Source organism: Nocardiopsis sp. M1B1, from assembly GCF_052466615.1.
Map to the genome: position 1 here is coordinate 1,430,590 of NZ_CP196194.1, position 15,355 is coordinate 1,445,944.

At 72.6% G+C, this 15,355-nt stretch carries 10 protein-coding genes; 6 read left to right on the top strand and 4 right to left on the bottom strand.

All coding sequences use genetic code 11. The features are described 5' to 3' along the window. Positions 1-21: 21 nt before the first annotated feature. The 5 genes from ACSTA4_RS06385 (at position 22) to ACSTA4_RS06405 (ending at position 9,710) form a co-directional block, all read left to right on the top strand. Positions 22-6,258: a type I polyketide synthase gene (locus ACSTA4_RS06385; protein WP_444962753.1), complete on the top strand. Its 6,237-nt coding sequence runs from the start codon at positions 22-24 to the stop codon at positions 6,256-6,258. A gap of 67 nt (positions 6,259-6,325) precedes the next feature. Next, a complete protein-coding gene (locus ACSTA4_RS06390) occupies positions 6,326-7,213 on the top strand; it encodes a 3-hydroxyacyl-CoA dehydrogenase family protein (protein WP_444962754.1) in 888 nt (295 codons plus the stop codon). Beyond that, positions 7,210-7,491 (top strand): acyl carrier protein, encoded by a 282-nt coding sequence (locus tag ACSTA4_RS06395; RefSeq protein WP_248773858.1) that lies wholly within the window; start codon positions 7,210-7,212, stop codon positions 7,489-7,491. The genes ACSTA4_RS06390 and ACSTA4_RS06395 overlap by 4 nt, the downstream gene beginning before the upstream one ends. After that, the gene (locus ACSTA4_RS06400; RefSeq protein WP_444962755.1) at positions 7,484-8,593 is read left to right on the top strand and encodes an acyl-CoA dehydrogenase family protein; all 1,110 of its coding nucleotides are present in this window, start codon (positions 7,484-7,486) and stop codon (positions 8,591-8,593) included. Before ACSTA4_RS06395 ends, ACSTA4_RS06400 begins: the two co-directional genes overlap by 8 nt. A gap of 31 nt (positions 8,594-8,624) precedes the next feature. Further along, complete coding sequence (locus tag ACSTA4_RS06405) at positions 8,625-9,710, top strand: HAD-IIIC family phosphatase (RefSeq protein ID WP_444962756.1); 1,086 nt, start codon at positions 8,625-8,627, stop codon at positions 9,708-9,710. 37 nt (positions 9,711-9,747) lie between these two features. Here the strand turns inward: ACSTA4_RS06405 and ACSTA4_RS06410 are convergent, their stop codons facing one another. Continuing rightward, positions 9,748-10,410: an O-methyltransferase gene (locus tag ACSTA4_RS06410; RefSeq protein WP_444962757.1), complete on the bottom strand. Its 663-nt coding sequence runs from the start codon at positions 10,408-10,410 to the stop codon at positions 9,748-9,750. A gap of 270 nt (positions 10,411-10,680) precedes the next feature. On the opposite strand from ACSTA4_RS06410, the gene hrpA reads away from it, so the two are divergent. After that, positions 10,681-14,631, top strand: a complete 3,951-nt coding sequence (gene hrpA, locus ACSTA4_RS06415; RefSeq protein WP_444962758.1) for an ATP-dependent RNA helicase HrpA — start codon at positions 10,681-10,683, stop codon at positions 14,629-14,631. A 52-nt stretch (positions 14,632-14,683) separates the two neighbouring features. On the opposite strand, the gene ACSTA4_RS06420 is transcribed toward hrpA, so the two are convergent. The 3 genes from ACSTA4_RS06420 to ACSTA4_RS06430 are packed head-to-tail and all read right to left on the bottom strand — an operon-like array spanning position 14,684 to position 15,307. Further along, on the bottom strand, positions 14,684-14,875 hold the full coding sequence (locus ACSTA4_RS06420; RefSeq protein ID WP_444962759.1) for a hypothetical protein: 192 nt from the start codon (positions 14,873-14,875) through the stop codon (positions 14,684-14,686). Beyond that, positions 14,865-15,125 (bottom strand): type II toxin-antitoxin system RelE family toxin, encoded by a 261-nt coding sequence (locus ACSTA4_RS06425; protein ID WP_444962760.1) that lies wholly within the window; start codon positions 15,123-15,125, stop codon positions 14,865-14,867. The genes ACSTA4_RS06420 and ACSTA4_RS06425 overlap by 11 nt, the downstream gene beginning before the upstream one ends. Further along, a complete protein-coding gene (locus tag ACSTA4_RS06430) occupies positions 15,122-15,307 on the bottom strand; it encodes a hypothetical protein (RefSeq protein WP_248773865.1) in 186 nt (61 codons plus the stop codon). Before ACSTA4_RS06430 ends, ACSTA4_RS06425 begins: the two co-directional genes overlap by 4 nt. Positions 15,308-15,355: the final 48 nt, after the last annotated feature.

Sequence of the window (15,355 nt, forward strand, 5' to 3'; positions counted from 1 at the left end):
CGCATCCGAAGTTGGTCTCCCATGACGCATGAGGACAAGTTCCAGACACTGGCCCGCCGGCTCGCGATCGATCTGCGCCACGCCCGCGGCCGTATCGACGAGATGGAGGAACGGCGGCACGAGCCGATCGCCGTGGTCGGCATCGGTTGCCGCTATCCGGGGGAGGTGGGCTCCCCCGACGACCTGTGGGAGCTCGTCGAGCGGGGCGCGGAGGGCCTCACCGACTTCCCCACCGACCGGGGCTGGGAACTGGACACGCTGTTCGACAGCGATCCCGCCACCCCCGGGACGAGCTACCTGCGCAGGGGCGGCTTCCTGCACGGGGCCGCCGGGTTCGACGCCGGGTTCTTCGGGATCGGCCCCCGTGAGGCCACCGCCATGGACCCGCAGCAGAGAGTCGCGCTGGAGACCTCCTGGGAGGCCGTCGAACACGCGCGCATCGACCCCACGACCCTGCGCGGCACCTCCACCGGGGTGTTCCTGGGCATGGTCGGCCAGTCCTACGGCCCGTCCATCCGACAGGCGGGGGAGGAGCTGGAGGGCTACCTGCTGACCGGCGGCATGTCGGCCGTCGCGGCCGGCCGGGTGTCCTACACCCTGGGCCTGGAGGGCCCCGCGCTGACCCTGGACACCGCCTGCTCCTCCTCGCTGGTCGCGCTCCACCTGGCCGTCCGCTCCCTGAGGGAGGGCGAGTGCGACCTCGCCCTGGCCGGAGGCGTCAGCGTGTACACCAACACCGGTCCCTGGGTCGCCTTCAGCCGCCAGCGCGGACTCGCCCCCGACGGCCGCTGCAAGGCTTTCTCCTCCAGCGCCGACGGCACGAGCTGGTCCGAGGGGGCGGGCATGCTCCTCCTGGAAAGGCTCAGCACGGCCCGGAGCAACGGTCGCCGTGTGCTGGGGGTGCTGCGCGGCAGCGCCGTGAACCAGGACGGTGCCAGCAGCGGACTGTCGGTGCCCAACGGAACGGCCCAGCAGCGCGTGATCCGGGAGGCCCTGGCCGACGCACGGCTCGCTCCCGGAGAGGTCGACCTGGTGGAGGCGCACGGAACGGGAACGACGCTGGGCGACCCCATCGAGGCCAACGCACTGCTGTCCACCTACGGACGGGACCGCCCCGCCGACCGGCCCGTCGGCGTGGGGTCGTTGAAGTCCAACATCGGCCACGCCGGGGCGGCGGCGGGTGTGGGCGGCGTGATCAAGGCGATCATGGCGATGCGGCACGGCGTCCTGCCCCGCACCCTGCACGTGGACGAGCCCAGCGCCCACGTGGACTGGGGGTCCGGGGCGCTGGCGCTGCTGACCGAGGCCGCGCCGTGGCCGCGGACCGGCCGTCCGCGTCGCGCAGCCGTGTCCTCGTTCGGCGTGAGCGGGACCAACGCCCACGTGGTCCTCGAAGAGGCCCCGGAGGACTCCGAGCCCGGACCCGCGACCGGGAGCGGCCCGGCCTCCCTGGAAACGGACACGGTTCCTTGGCTGGTCAGCGCCCGGTCGGAGGCAGCGCTGCGCGCCCAGGCCGCCCGCCTGCACGACCACCTCGCGAGGCGTCCCGAACTCGACCCCGCCGACGTCGGATGGTCCCTGGCCGCCACCCGCTCGGAGTTCGAGCACAGGGCGGTGGTGACGGCGCGGGACCGGGAGGGCCTCCTCCGGGGCCTGGACGCCATCGGCAGGGCCGCCCCGGACGCCGCCGTCCACCGGGGCACCGCCGCCCGGGAGCGCGCCGTGTTCGTCTTCCCCGGCCAGGGCTCCCAGTGGAAGGGCATGGCCGTCGACCTGATGGCCGCCTCCCCCGTCTTCGCCCGGACGATGGCCGACTGCGAGCGCGCGCTGTCCCCGTTCGTGGACTGGTCGCTCGCGGCCGTGCTCAGACAGGAGGAGGGAGCCGCGCCCCTGGACCGCGACGACGTCGCGCAACCGGCGCTGTGGGCGGTGATGGTCTCGCTCGCCGCTCTGTGGCGATCCCTCGGCGTCGAGCCCTCCGCCGTGGTCGGCCACTCCCAGGGGGAGATCGCGGCGGCGTGCGTGGCCGGGGCGCTCTCGCTCGACGACGCGGCCAGGGTCGTGGCGCTGCGGAGCCAGGCGGTCCTGGAGCTCGCCGGCACCGGGGCGATGGCCTCGGTCGCGCTCGGCTCCGAGGAGTTGGGCGAGCGCGTGGCCGAGTTCGACGGCCGGGTGCACGTCGCCGTCGTCAACGGTCCCGCCTCCACCGTGGTCGCGGGAGAGCCGGAGGCGGTGCGGAGCCTGGTGAAGGAGTACGAGGCCCGGGGCGTGCACGCCCGTCTCGTCCCGGTCGAGTACGCCTCCCACACACCGCACGTGGAGCGGCTCCGGGACAGGGTCCTCACCTCCCTGGCCAGTGTCGTCCCCCGGCGGCCGGACGTCCCGGTCTACTCCTCCCTGACGGGCGGCCCCCTTGGCGACACGCCCATGGACGCCGACTACTGGTACCGGGGCCTGCGCCATCAGGTCCGCTTCGAGGAGACCGTCGGCGCGCTGCTCCGCGACGGACACGGCACGTTCCTGGAGGTGTCCCCGCACCCGGTGCTCGGCACGGCCGTCCAGGAGACCTGCCAGGAGGCGGGCGCCGACGGCGCCGTGGCCCTGGGCACTCTGCGCCGCGACGAGGGAGGGTCCGAGCGCTTCCTCGCCTCGCTGGCGCAGGCGCACGCGCACGGCGTCGCGGTGGACTGGTCCCGGCTGTTCGGCGGAGGCCGGAAGGTGGACCTGCCGACCTACGCCTTCCAGCACCGCCACCACTGGGCCGTCGACGGGGCCGAGGGCGCGGACGTTACCCGTGCGGGCCTCAGCGGCGCCGACCACCCCATGCTCGGCGCCGCGGTCTCCCTCGCGTCCGGCGACGAGTACCTGTTCACGGGCCGGATCGGCCTGGAAAGCCACCCCTGGCTGGCCGACCACGTCGTGCTGGACATGGTCCTGGTTCCCGGGACCGCCTTCCTCGAACTCGCCCTGCACGTCGGCGAACGCGTCGGGTGCCCGCGCGTGGAGGAACTGGTCCTGCACACCCCGCTGCGGCTCCCGACCCGAGGGGGCGTACAGCTCCAGCTCAGGGTCGGCCCACCTGACGCCAACGGCGCCAGACCGCTCACCGTGCACTCCCGGCCCGGAGGCGGCGACGACGGCCCCTGGACCCAGCACGCGAGCGGCCAGGTCACCCGGCCCCGGCCGGAGCACGGGGCGCCGAAGCAGGACGCGTCCTGGCCGCCGAAGGGCGCCGTCCCGGTACCGGTGGACGACTTCTACCCCCGCATCGCCGAGATGGGCAACGCCTTCGGGCCGGTCTTCAGCAGTATGCGGGCGGTGTGGCGGGACGGGGACGACCTGTACGCGGAGGTCCGGCTGCCGGAGGGGGCGCGGGCCGACGCCGCCCGGTTCGGCGTGCACCCGGCGCTGATGGACTCCTCGCAGCACCCCCTCGCCCTTCCGCACACCTCCGCCCCCTCCGGCGGCCCGAGCCTCGCCGAGGCGGCCGGCCTCCCCTTCGCCTGGTCCGACGTCACCCTCCACGCCACCGGGGCCGCACACGTCAGGGTCCGTCTGTCCCAGACGGAACAGGACTCGGTCTCCCTGGAGCTCACCGACCCCTCGGGCCGTCCCGTCGCCTCCGTCGGCTCCCTGGTCATACGTCCCATCAGCCCTCAGCAGCTGGCGGCGGCCACCCGCGGGGGAGGGGACGACCTGTTCCGCGTCACGTGGTCCGAACCCACCGGTGCGCCCGCGTCCGCCGACGGCCCCCGACCCCTCGCGGTCGTGGGGCCCGACCCCTTGGGCGTCGCGGACGTCCTCGCGGCGGCGGGCCACCCGGTCCGCTCCCACCAGGACGCCGAAGCGCTCCACGCGGCCCTGGCGGCCGGGGACCCCGTTCCGTCCGCCGTGGTCGTGCCGTGCGCGGCCACCGATCCCGAGGACACCGCCGAGGCCGCCTACACCGCCACCTACCGGGCGCTGGACCAGCTCCAGGGCTGGCTGCTCGACGAACGCTGCGAGGACCTCCCCCTGGTCCTGCTCACGCGGGGCGCCGTCAGCGCGGCGGAGGGCGACCACGTCCCGGACCTGGACCACGCGCCCCTGTGGGGGCTGGCCCGCACCGTGCAGATGGAGTTCCCCGGCAGATGCTCCATCGTCGACGTGGACGACACGGGGTCCGCGCCGACGGCCCTGGCGGCGGTACTGGACGGAGGGGAACCCCAGGCCGCCGTCCGCGGCGGTACGGTGCTCGTCCCGAGGCTGGACCGCGCCGCGCCGCGGGAGGGGCGGTCGCTGGACCTGGGATCGGACGGGACCGTGCTCGTCACCGGCGCCAACGGAACGGTCGGCAGCGTGATCGTCCGCCACCTGGCCGCCGAGTGCGGAGCACGCCACCTGCTCCTGGTCAGCCGCAGCGGGCGGGAGGGCACCAGCCCCGAACTCCAGGCCGACCTGGCCGGGCTCGGGGCCACCCTGTCCTTCGCCGCCTGCGACACCGCCGACCGCGACGCCCTGCGCGAGGTCATCGCCTCGGTCCCCCGGGACCGGCCGCTGAGGTCGGTCGTCCACATCGCCGGCACCGTCGGCGGAGCCGTCTTCACCGCGCTCACCAGGGAGCACGTCGACCACGTGATGCGGCCCAAGGTCGACGCCTCCTTGAACCTGCACGAGCTTACGCGCGACCTGGACCTGCGGGAGTTCGTCCTGTTCTCCTCGGCGGCCAGCACGCTGGGCAACCCCGGCCAGGCCAACTACGCCGCGGCCAACGTCTACCTCGACGCCCTGGCGCACCGGCGCCGCGCCCAGGGCCTGCCCGCCACCACCATCGGATGGGGCATGTGGGCCGAGCGCAGCCAGCTCACGGTGCGGTTGGACGACACCGACCTGCACAGGTACGCGCGGATGGGTATGAGCGAACAGATCGCCACCGAGCGGGGGAAGGCGCTCTTCGAGGAGGCCCTGGCCGCGGACGCGGCCCACCTCCTGGCGGTGCCGCTGGACGTCGCGGGGATGTCCCAGCGGAGCATGAGGGGCGCCGACGTCCCGACGATGCTGCGCGCGCTGGTGCGCCGGCCGCGCCGCAGGGCGGCGGGGCTGACGGCCGACTCCGGGGACCTTCGCCGCCGTCTGGCCGGGGCGGACACCGAACAGCGCGGACAGCTGGTCCTCGACCTCGTACGGGAGGCCACGGCCGAGGTGCTCGGACACTCCGCCCCGCAGGACGTGCCGGTCGACCGGGACTTCCTGGAGATCGGCTTCGACTCGCTCACCGCGGTCGAGCTCCGCAACCAGCTCCGCTCCCTGACCGGACTGCGCCTTCCCGCCGGGCTGGCGTTCAAGTATCCCACGCCCACGGCCGTGGCGGGTTTCCTCCTGGAGAGCCTGCCCGCCCCGGACGAGTCGTCCCCTCGGCCGCGCGAGGCGGCGGGGGCTCCCGAGGCGGACGGGCGGGGGACGCCGGACAGCCTGGTCGCGCTCTTCGAGGAGTTCTGCCGCCAGGGCAGGACCGCGGAGGGCATGCGGCTGCTGGACACGGCGGGGCTGGTGCGTCCCGCCTTCTCCGAGGCGGAGGGCTACGTCAGCGCCCGCGGTCCGGTCGTGCTGTCGAGCAAGGAGGCCGACTCCTCCGTCCTGGTGTGCCTGCCGTCCATCGTCCTGGCCTCCGGGCCCCAGGAGTTCGCCAGGTTCGCCGGCGGCGTGCGCGGGCTGCGGGAGGTCAAGGTCGTCCCCCACCCGGGTTTCCGGGACGGGGAACCGCTGCCGGACACGCTGGCGGCGGCCCTGTCGGCGCAGGCCGACGCCGTCGCCCGCTGCGCCGACGGGCGCCCCTTCGTCCTCGTCTCCCGCTCCTCCGGGGGGCCGGTCGCGCACGCCGTGGCCGAACTCCTGGAGGAGCGCGGTGTGCGCCCGGCGGCCCTGGCGCTGCTGGACCCGCCGCACCCGGACGATGAGGCGGTCCTGCCGACCACGGAGGCCCAGATGCTCCAGCGCGGCGGCGCACTGGGCATCGTCGACAGCGCCCGCCTCACCGCGATGGGACGTTACATGCGGCTGTTCGCCGACGTACACCTCGGGGCCGTCGCGGCGCCCTCGGTGATCCTGCGGCCGGAGGATCCCATCACCGATCGGGACGGAGCCCCCATCCCCCCGTTCAGCTGGGCGCCCCTGCACGAGCGGATCACCGTTCCCGGCGACCACTTCACGATGTTGGAGGACCACGCCGACATCGTCGCCCGGGTGCTGCACGACTGGTTGTCGGAGCGCGGTCTGTGAACGGCCCTCCCCGCACCCGCGTACCGTCTCCCCCGGCGGTATCCCGCACAGAAGACAGGAGGCCCTGATGCCCACGCAGGAGGCACCGCCGAGCCCGGGCGGGCACCGGATCACGGTGATCGGAGCCGGCACCATGGGCGCCGGGATCACCTCCCTCGCGCTCGGCCACGGCGTGCCCGTGACGCTGGTCGACGTCGACCCGGCCGCCCTCGACGGGGCGCGCGACAGGATCGCGTACCACGGGCGCATCGCCCAGCTGATGGGGGCCGCGCCGGAGGGGGTGCGGCCCGGCGCGCTCGACACCACCACCTCACTGGAGTCCGCGGCCGAGGCCACGGTCGTCATCGAGGCCGTCACCGAGGACGAGGACACCAAGGCCGCGCTCCTCACGGAGGTGGGCGCCAGGACCAAGCCGGGCACGGTCCTGATCACCAACACCTCGTCCATCCCCGTGGACCACCTCGCCGGACACCACCCCCGCCCCGACGAGGTGGTGGGCACCCACTTCATGAACCCGCCCTACCTGATCCGCACGGTGGAGGTCATCAGGGGCCCGCGGACCTCGCGGCACACGCTGGACGCCCTCGACGGCCTGCTGCGCACGCTGCGCCGGGAGTCCGTCACCGTGTCCGACGCGCCGGGGTTCGTCACCAGCCGCCTGCTGCACCCGATGATCAACGACGCCGCCCGGGTGGTCCAGGAGGGCACCGCCAGCGCGGAGGACGTCGACGCGCTCATGGTCGGCTGCCTCGGCCACCGGACGGGGCCGCTGCGGACCGCGGACATGATCGGCCTGGACAACCTCGTCGACTCCCTGCGGGTCCTGCACGAACGCACCGGCGACGAGCGCTGCCGCCCCTGCGACCTCCTCCTGGAGAAGGTCGGGGCGGGAGACCACGGCCGTAAGAGCGGCCGCGGTTTCTTCACCTACGAACGGACGGAGCAACTGTCATGACCACGCCCGCACAGACACCCCGGAGCCACGGGGAGATCGAGGCCGACCTCATCACCTTTCTGGAGGGCCGGACCCGGGCGTCGTGGGACGAGGACGTCGACCTGTTCGCCACCGGCGGCCTGTCGTCGATGTTCGCCATGGAACTCGTCGTGCACCTGGAGCAGGCCCACGGGGTCTCCATCCGCGGCGGCGACCTGAAACTCGACAACTTCCGCACGGTCCGGACCATGGCCGCCCTGGTCCGGCGCCTGAAGGCCGACGAGGACACCGATGGCTGACGACGTGACGGCCCTCGCGGCGCGGGTCAGCGAGGTCGTCGGGGACCGTGCCGACGCGTGGGACCGCTCCGGGGAGCTGCCCGGACCGGTGCTGCGCGAACTCGCCTCCGGCGGTCTGCTGTGCCCGCAGGTCCCCTCCCGGTACGGCGGCCTGGGGCTGGACAGCCGTGAGGGCGGGGAGCTCACCGCGCACGTGGGCAGCCTGTGCAGCTCCGTGCGCAGCGTCATGACCTCGCAGCAGATGGTGGCGGGCAGCGTCGAGCGGCTCGGGAACGAGGACCAGCGCGACCGCTACCTGCCGCTTCTGACGGGCGGGCGGATCGCCGCGGCCGCCTTCAGCGAGCCCGGCGCGGGCAGCGATCTCTCGGCCATGGCGACCACCATCCGGGCCGAGGGGGACACGGTGGTGGTCGACGGGCGCAAGTCGTGGATCACCACGTCCGCCTACGCCGACATGCTCCTGGTGTTCGGCCGGTTCGGGGACGCGGCGGCCGCGGTCGTCGTTCCCGCCGACGCCCCCGGCGTCACCGTCGAGAGGATCTCCGACCCCCTGGGCTGCCGGGCCGCCGGGCACGCCGACATCACCTTCGACGGTGTGCGCGTGTCGGCCGACGCCGTGCTCGGCGGCGGCGGGCTCCCCCTGCCGTTCCTGGTCACGGCCGCCCTAGCGCACGGCCGCATGTCGGTGGCCTGGGGGTGCGTGGGCATCCTGCGCGCCTGCCTGTCCGAGGCGACCCGGCACGCCCGTACCCGCGAACAGTTCGGCGTCCCGATCGCCCGGCACCAGCTGGTCGCGCGCCACCTGGCCGAGATCTACACCGCCGAACAGATCGCCACCCGCGCGTGCGAGCACGCCAGCGGCCGCTGGGAGGTCGGTTCGCCGGACATGGTCACCGCCACCGTGCTGGCCAAGCACGTCAGCGCCACCCACGCCGTCTCCGGCGCGAGTGCGGCGCTACAGGTCCTGGCGTCCGCGGGGGCCCGCGACGGCCACACCGTGGCGCGCGCCCACCGGGACGCCCGGATGATGGAGATTATCGAGGGCAGCAGCGAGATGTGCACACTCCTCCTGGCCGACCACGCCCTTGCCACCGCCGACTGAACCATTCCCGAAGCGAAGAGGAGGAGCAACGGTGAGCGCAGACACGGAGAGCCGCGATCCGGCGCTGGTGAAGTGCCTGGTGTGGGACCTCGACAACACGTTGTGGCGGGGGACCCTCCTGGAGGGGGACGAGCCGGTCCTGGCCGAGGAGCTCCGTGACGTGGTGGTCGAGCTGGACTCCCGCGGCATCCTCCAGGCGGTCGCGAGCAAGAACGACCACGACATGGCCTGGGCCTGGCTGGAGAAGCTGGGAGTGGCCGAGTACCTCGTGCTGCCCCGCATCGGCTGGGGCCCCAAGTCGCAGTCGGTACGGGCCATCGCGGACCGGCTGAACTTCGCCCACGGAGCGGTCGCCTTCGTCGACGACCAGCCCGCCGAACGCGCCGAGGTCGAGTTCTCCCTCCCCGAGGTCCGCTGCTACACGGCGGAGCAGGCCGCGTCCCTGCCGGAGCTGCCGGAGTTCAGCCCGCCCGTGGTCACCGTGGACGCGCGGCGCAGGCGCACGATGTACCAGGCGGGGTTCGCGCGCGAGGAGGCGCGGACGGACTTCACCGGACCCGACGAGGAGTTCCTGCGCTCCCTGGACCTGGTGATGGGCATCGGAAGGGCCGGCGGGGAGGACCTGTCCCGGGTCGAGGAACTGACCGTGCGGACCAGCCAGATGAACGCCACCGGCGTGCACTACTCCGACGCCGTCCTGCGCGGGCTGCTGGCGGACCCCGGGCACGAGGTGCTGGTCGTCACCCTCACGGACCGCTTCGGTCCCCACGGGGCCGTCGGAGTGGTGCTCCTGGAGAGGCACCCGGCGGTGTGGCACCTGAAACTGCTGGCGACCTCCTGCCGGGTGGTCTCCTTCGGTGCGGGCGCCGCGATCCTGAACTGGCTGGTCGACCAGGCCGCGCGCGGGGGGAGGCACCTCGTCGCGGACTTTCGGCCCACGGAGCGCAACCGGATGATGGAGATCGCCTACCGGTTCGCCGGCTTCACCGACGACCCCTGCCCGTGCTCTGAGGTGGTGGCCGGGGCCGCCGAGGAGGGCGTCCAGAGGCTGCACCTGGCGGCCGAGCGCCGCGAACCCCCCGCCACGCTCAGGATCGAGGCCGCGGACCTGGGGTGAGGACCCGCCGGGTGGAGGCCGCCCGGCGGCGCCCTCCCTACCGTTTGCGGGCCAGGGTGATCCCGTCGGCCATGGGGACGAGGGACAGGTCCACCCGCTCGTCGCGGTGCAGGGCCTCGTTCAGCTCACGGATCGCCTCCGTGTCCGGGTCCCGCGCGTCCCCGTCGGCCACGCGGCCGGAGAAGAGGGTGTTGTCCACGACGATGAGCCCGCCGGTGCGCACCAGCGGGAACGAGCGCTCGTAGTAGACCGGGTAGTTCTTCTTGTCGGCGTCGATGAAAACCATGTCGAAACTGCCCGGGCCCTGTTTCTCGGCCAAATCCGAGAGCGTTTCCGCGGCGTCCCCCACGCGCAGTTCGATGCGGTCCTCGACCCCGGCGCGTTTCCAGTGGGGGGCGCCTATTTCCGCCCAGCGGTCCGTGATGTCACAGGTGGTGACCTTTCCCCCGGGAGGGAGTGCGCGAGCCATGCACAGGGTGCTGTAGCCGGTGAAGGTGCCGATCTCCAGCACCGAACGGGCGCCGACGAGCCGGACGAGGAGGGCCAGCAGCTGTCCCTCCTCCGCCATAACCTGAAGCGACTCCCCTCCGGGAAGCCCGAACGTTTCCTCGCGCAGTTCGGACAGGACGTCGTCCTCGCGCAGGGAGGTGCCGCGCACGTAGTCCAGAAGGGCGGGGGTCATTTCGGTCTGATGAGCCATGCGGTGGATACTAGACGGAATGACCAGGCGGGACAAAGCTTGAGGAATGGCGGTTTATCCGCCCCGCGTGGAAACGGAGTCGTCCGGGTCCGGCCCCACCGGGCCGCCGTCCAGCGCGCGGCGCGGGCCGCACGCCCCGGAACAGAACGGACCCGCCGGGCGTTGGCCGGTACGTGCCCGCGGCGCCCCTTCGCCCGCCCGCGACCGCGCGCCCATCGCGCGGACCCGGCGGCGAAAACCGGTTGCCGTCCCTCCTACCCTTGACTACTGATGAGCACCACCACGCCCGCGCCCGCCGCGGACACGCTGCGCTCCCGGCTGCGCGACCTCATGCCCTCGGACCGCCACCGGCTCCGTCGGCGTATCGACGGCCTGGCCAAGATCGGCGACGAGCGCCGCCGCGCCTCCGTCGCCGCCCAGATCTCCGGGGACGTCGACGAGGCGCTCCTGCGCGTGAACCTGCGCCGCGAGTCCGTGCCCGAGCTGAGCTACCCCGAGTCCCTGCCGGTCAGCTCCCGGCGCGACGACATCGCCGAGGCCATCCGCGACCACCAGGTCGTCATCGTCGCCGGTGAGACCGGCTCGGGCAAGACCACCCAGCTGCCCAAGATCTGCCTGGAGCTGGGGCGCGGCGTCATGGGCACCATCGGCCACACCCAGCCCCGGCGGCTGGCCGCCCGCACCGTCGCCGAGCGCATCGCCGAGGAGATCGGCACCCCGCTGGGCGAGACGGTCGGCTACAAGGTCCGCTTCACCGACTCCTCCAGCGACAGCACCCTGGTCAAGCTGATGACCGACGGCATCCTGCTCGCCGAGATCCAGCACGACCGCATGCTGCGCCAGTACGACACGCTCATCATCGACGAGGCCCACGAGCGCAGCCTCAACGTCGACTTCCTGCTGGGCTACCTCAAGCAGCTGCTGCCCCGGCGCCCCGACCTCAAGGTCGTCATCACCTCGGCCACCATCGACCCCGAGCGCTTCTCCCGCCACTTCGACGACGCCCCCATCGTCGAGGTCTCCGGGCGCACCTACCCGGTCGAGGTCCGCTACCGGCCCATCTCCGAGGAGATCCTCGACCCCGAGGAGAGGAATCCCGGCGGCGGCACCGACCGCGACCAGACCCAGGCCATCCTGGACGCCGTGGACGAGCTCGGCCGCGAGGCCCCCGGCGACGTGCTGGTCTTCCTCAGCGGCGAGCGCGAGATCCGCGACACCGCCGAGGCCCTGGAGAAGAGGAAGCTCCCGGGCACCGAGGTCCTGCCGCTCTACGCGCGCCTGTCCACGAACGAGCAGAGACGCGTGTGGTCCTCGCACAGCGGACGGCGCATCGTCCTGGCCACCAACGTCGCCGAGACCTCCCTGACCGTCCCCGGCATCAAGTACGTCATCGACCCCGGCACCGCGCGCATCTCCCGGTACTCCCACCGCACCAAGGTGCAGCGCCTGCCCATCGAGGCGGTCTCCCAGGCCTCCGCCAACCAGCGCAAGGGCCGCTGCGGCCGCGTCTCGGAGGGCATCTGCATCCGGCTGTACTCGGAGGAGGACTTCCTCTCCCGTCCCGAGTACACCGACCCCGAGATCCTGCGCACCAACCTGGCCTCGGTCATCCTCCAGATGGCCGCCCTGGGGCTGGGCGACGTCGCGGCCTTCCCGTTCGTGGACGGCCCCGACCACCGCCAGATCAAGGACGGCGTCAACCTCCTCAACGAGCTGGGCGCCCTGCACCCCGACGAGTCCGGGGGCAAACGCAGGCTCACCCCGACGGGCCGCCGCCTGGCCCAGCTGCCCATCGACCCCCGCCTGGGCCGGATGGTCCTGGAGGCCGAGGAGCGCGACGTCCTGGGCGAGGTCCTGGTCATCACCGCGGCCCTGTCCATCCAGGACCCGCGCGAGCGGCCCACGGACAAGCAGCAGCAGGCCCAGCAGGCGCACGCCAGGTTCACCGACAAGGAGTCGGACTTCCTGGCCTACCTCAACCTGTGGAACCACCTGCGCGAGAAGCAGCGGGAGCTGTCGGGCAACCAGTTCCGCAAGCTGTGCCGCGAGGAGTACCTCAACTACCTGCGCGTACGCGAGTGGCAGGACATCCACGGCCAGCTCAGGCAGGTCCTGCGCTCCATGGGCGTGGAGGTGCCGCACCCGCGCGAGGAGGCCGCCGACCCCCGCGGCGTGCACATGTCCCTGCTGGCCGGACTCCTGTCGCACGTGGGCCTCAAGGACCCCGAGAAGCACGAGTACCTGGGGGGACGGGGCGCCCGCTTCGCCGTCTTCCCCGGTTCGGCGCTGTTCAAGAAGCAGCCCCGCTACGTGATGGTCGCCGAGCTGGTGGAGACCTCCAAGCTCTGGGGCCGCATGGTGGCCCGGATCGAACCCGAGTGGGCCGAGGAGCTGGCCGGGGACATCGTCAAGCGCAGCTACAGCGAGCCGCACTGGGAGCGCAAGCGCGGCGCCGTCATGGCCTTCGAGCGCGTCACCCTCTACGGCGTGCCCATCGTCGTGCAGCGCAAGGTCTCCTACGGGCGGATCGACCCCGAGCTGTCCCGGGAGCTGTTCATCCGCCGCGCCCTGGTCGAGGGCGACTGGGAGACCCGCCACCACTTCTTCCACGACAACCGCAAGCTCCTGGACGAGGTGGAGGACCTCGAACACCGCGTCCGGCGCCGCGACATCGTCGTGGACGACGAGACGCTGTTCCAGTTCTACGACGCCCGCCTGCCGGACTCGGTGGTCTCGGCCGCGCACTTCGACTCCTGGTGGAAGAAGGCCCGCCGCACCGAGCCCGAGCTGCTGGACTTCACCCGCGACGAGCTCATCAACGAGGGCGCGGGGGCGATCAGCGAGGACGACTACCCGGACGTGTGGCGCCAGGGCGAGTTCACCTTCCCGCTCAGCTACCAGTTCGAGCCGGGCAGCGACTCCGACGGCGTCACCGCGCGAGTCCCGGTGAAGTTCCTCAACCAGGTGGAGGACACCGGGTTCGACTGGCAGATCCCGGGTCTGCGCGACGAACTGGTGACCGCGCTCATCCGGTCGCTGCCCAAGCCGCTGCGCCGCAACTTCGTCCCCGTCCCGGACAACGCCGCCCGCGCCCTGGCCGGGCTGGTCCCCTACGAGGGGCCGCTCACCGCGGCGCTGGCCGCCGAGCTCACCCGGATGGCGGGGGAGCGGATCGCCCCCGGCGACTTCCAGCTGGACCGGGTACCCGACCACCTGCGCATCACCTTCCGGGCCGTGGACGACCGGGGCCGGACCCTGGCCGAGTCCAAGGACCTGGAGAAGCTGCGCGCCAAGCTCAAACCGCGCCTGCGCGAGGCGATCTCTGCCGAGGCCAAGGGCGTGGAGAAGAAGGGCCTGACCTCCTGGGACTTCGGTCCGTTGGAGCAGACCCTGGAGCGCAAGGCCCTGGGGCCCAAGGTCAAGGGCTACCCGGCGCTGGTGGACGAGGGCGACAGCGTCGCGATCCGCATCTTCGACACCCGCCCCGAGCAGCGCGCCGCGATGTGGGCGGGCACCCGCCGACTGCTGCTGCTCACCGTGCCGTCCGTGGCGAACGTGGTGAGCAAGGGGCTCAACAACCCCGACAAGCTGGCCCTGGCCGACAACCCGCACGGTTCGATCCGCAGGATGCTCGACGACGCCGAGGCGGCCGCCGTCGACCACCTGCTCGCCCGCGAGGGCGGACCGGTGTGGAACGGCGAGGACTTCGCCAAGCTCGCCGACCGGGTGCGCGCCGACCTCGGCGACACCCTGGCCGAGATCCTGGACAGGTCGGCGCGGGTCCTGGTGCTGTGGCGCAAGGTGTCCAAGAAGGTCAAGGGGACCACCTCCCTGGCCGTGCTGCCCTCGCTCAACGACGTGCAGGGCCAGCTCGGCGACCTGGTGGGCGAGGGGTTCGTGACCCGCACCGGCCTGGCCCGCCTGGACGACCTGCACCGCTACCTGCGCGGGGTGGAGTACCGGCTGAACAAGCTGCCGGAGAACCCGCGCCGCGACCAGGTGAACATGTCCAAGGTGGAGCAGATGCGCCAGGCCGTGGCCAAGCTGCGCGGGAGCCTGCCGCCCGGCCGCGCGGCCGACCCGGACGTGGCGGAGCTGCGCTGGATGCTGGAGGAGTACCGGGTGAGCCTGTTCGCGCAGGAGCTGCGCACGGCCTACCCGGTCTCGGACAAGCGCATCCTCAAGGCGGTCGAGGCCGTCAAGGCCGCCGATCGGAAGTAAGGAGGGGTCGCGCCCGCCGGGGCGCCGCCAGGGCCGAGCTCTGGCGGCGCCGTCAAACCGTTCTCACCACGGAGCGGTGCTCGCGTACCGCTGAAGCCAGTTCCCTGATCGGCCGGGCGGGCTCGCTGAGGGATGCCACCACGGCGTCGAAGCATGGGTTGGAGACCGTCACGGTCTGCCCGCGTTCCACGAGCTTCCCGATGGCTCCGAGGACGGCTCGGTGGTACGAACACTCATCGGTCATAGACATCACCTCGGGCATCGACTTTGACGACAACCACGGTGATCTGACCGTCATCGATGGTATAGACCACCCGGTAGCCGCCGACACGGATGCGGTAGCCGTCCCTGGCCTTGAGCTTCTTGCAGCCGTCTGGGCGCGGATCGTCAGCAAGGTCCGCTACGGCTTCGACGATGCGTTTACGCACCGATCCGTCGAGCTTGCGCAGCTCCTTGCGGGCCGAGGCCTTGATCTCGATCGCGTAGCGGCTCACGCGTAGTCCTCGACCCGGAAGGGGACGGTCTCTTCATCGGCGCGGGCATTGATCACCGCGCTGTCAGCGGTGTCCTCCAACTCTTCCAGATACGCGGCGCTCACCAGGACCAGGCCGCGGTCGGCCAACGCCTCGGCCAACTCAGCCGCCATCTGGCCCGGGTCGACCGGTTCAGCTGTCATTCGCTTCTCCTCGGGGCGCCCGACCGCCCGGCCACGAACGGTCGTGGA

What these genes read in the sequence shown, in the direction of transcription:
- ACSTA4_RS06420 (WP_444962759.1), bottom strand. Translation starts at nt 14,875, where the DNA reads ATGACCGATGAGTGTTCGTACCACCGAGCCGTCCTCGGAGCCATCGGG.
- ACSTA4_RS06395 (WP_248773858.1), top strand. Translation starts at nt 7,210, where the DNA reads ATGACCACGCCCGCACAGACACCCCGGAGCCACGGGGAGATCGAGGCC.
- ACSTA4_RS06410 (WP_444962757.1), bottom strand. Translation starts at nt 10,410, where the DNA reads ATGGCTCATCAGACCGAAATGACCCCCGCCCTTCTGGACTACGTGCGC.
- ACSTA4_RS06430 (WP_248773865.1), bottom strand. Translation starts at nt 15,307, where the DNA reads ATGACAGCTGAACCGGTCGACCCGGGCCAGATGGCGGCTGAGTTGGCC.
- ACSTA4_RS06390 (WP_444962754.1), top strand. Translation starts at nt 6,326, where the DNA reads ATGCCCACGCAGGAGGCACCGCCGAGCCCGGGCGGGCACCGGATCACG.
- hrpA (WP_444962758.1), top strand. Translation starts at nt 10,681, where the DNA reads ATGAGCACCACCACGCCCGCGCCCGCCGCGGACACGCTGCGCTCCCGG.
- ACSTA4_RS06385 (WP_444962753.1), top strand. Translation starts at nt 22, where the DNA reads ATGACGCATGAGGACAAGTTCCAGACACTGGCCCGCCGGCTCGCGATC.
- ACSTA4_RS06400 (WP_444962755.1), top strand. Translation starts at nt 7,484, where the DNA reads ATGGCTGACGACGTGACGGCCCTCGCGGCGCGGGTCAGCGAGGTCGTC.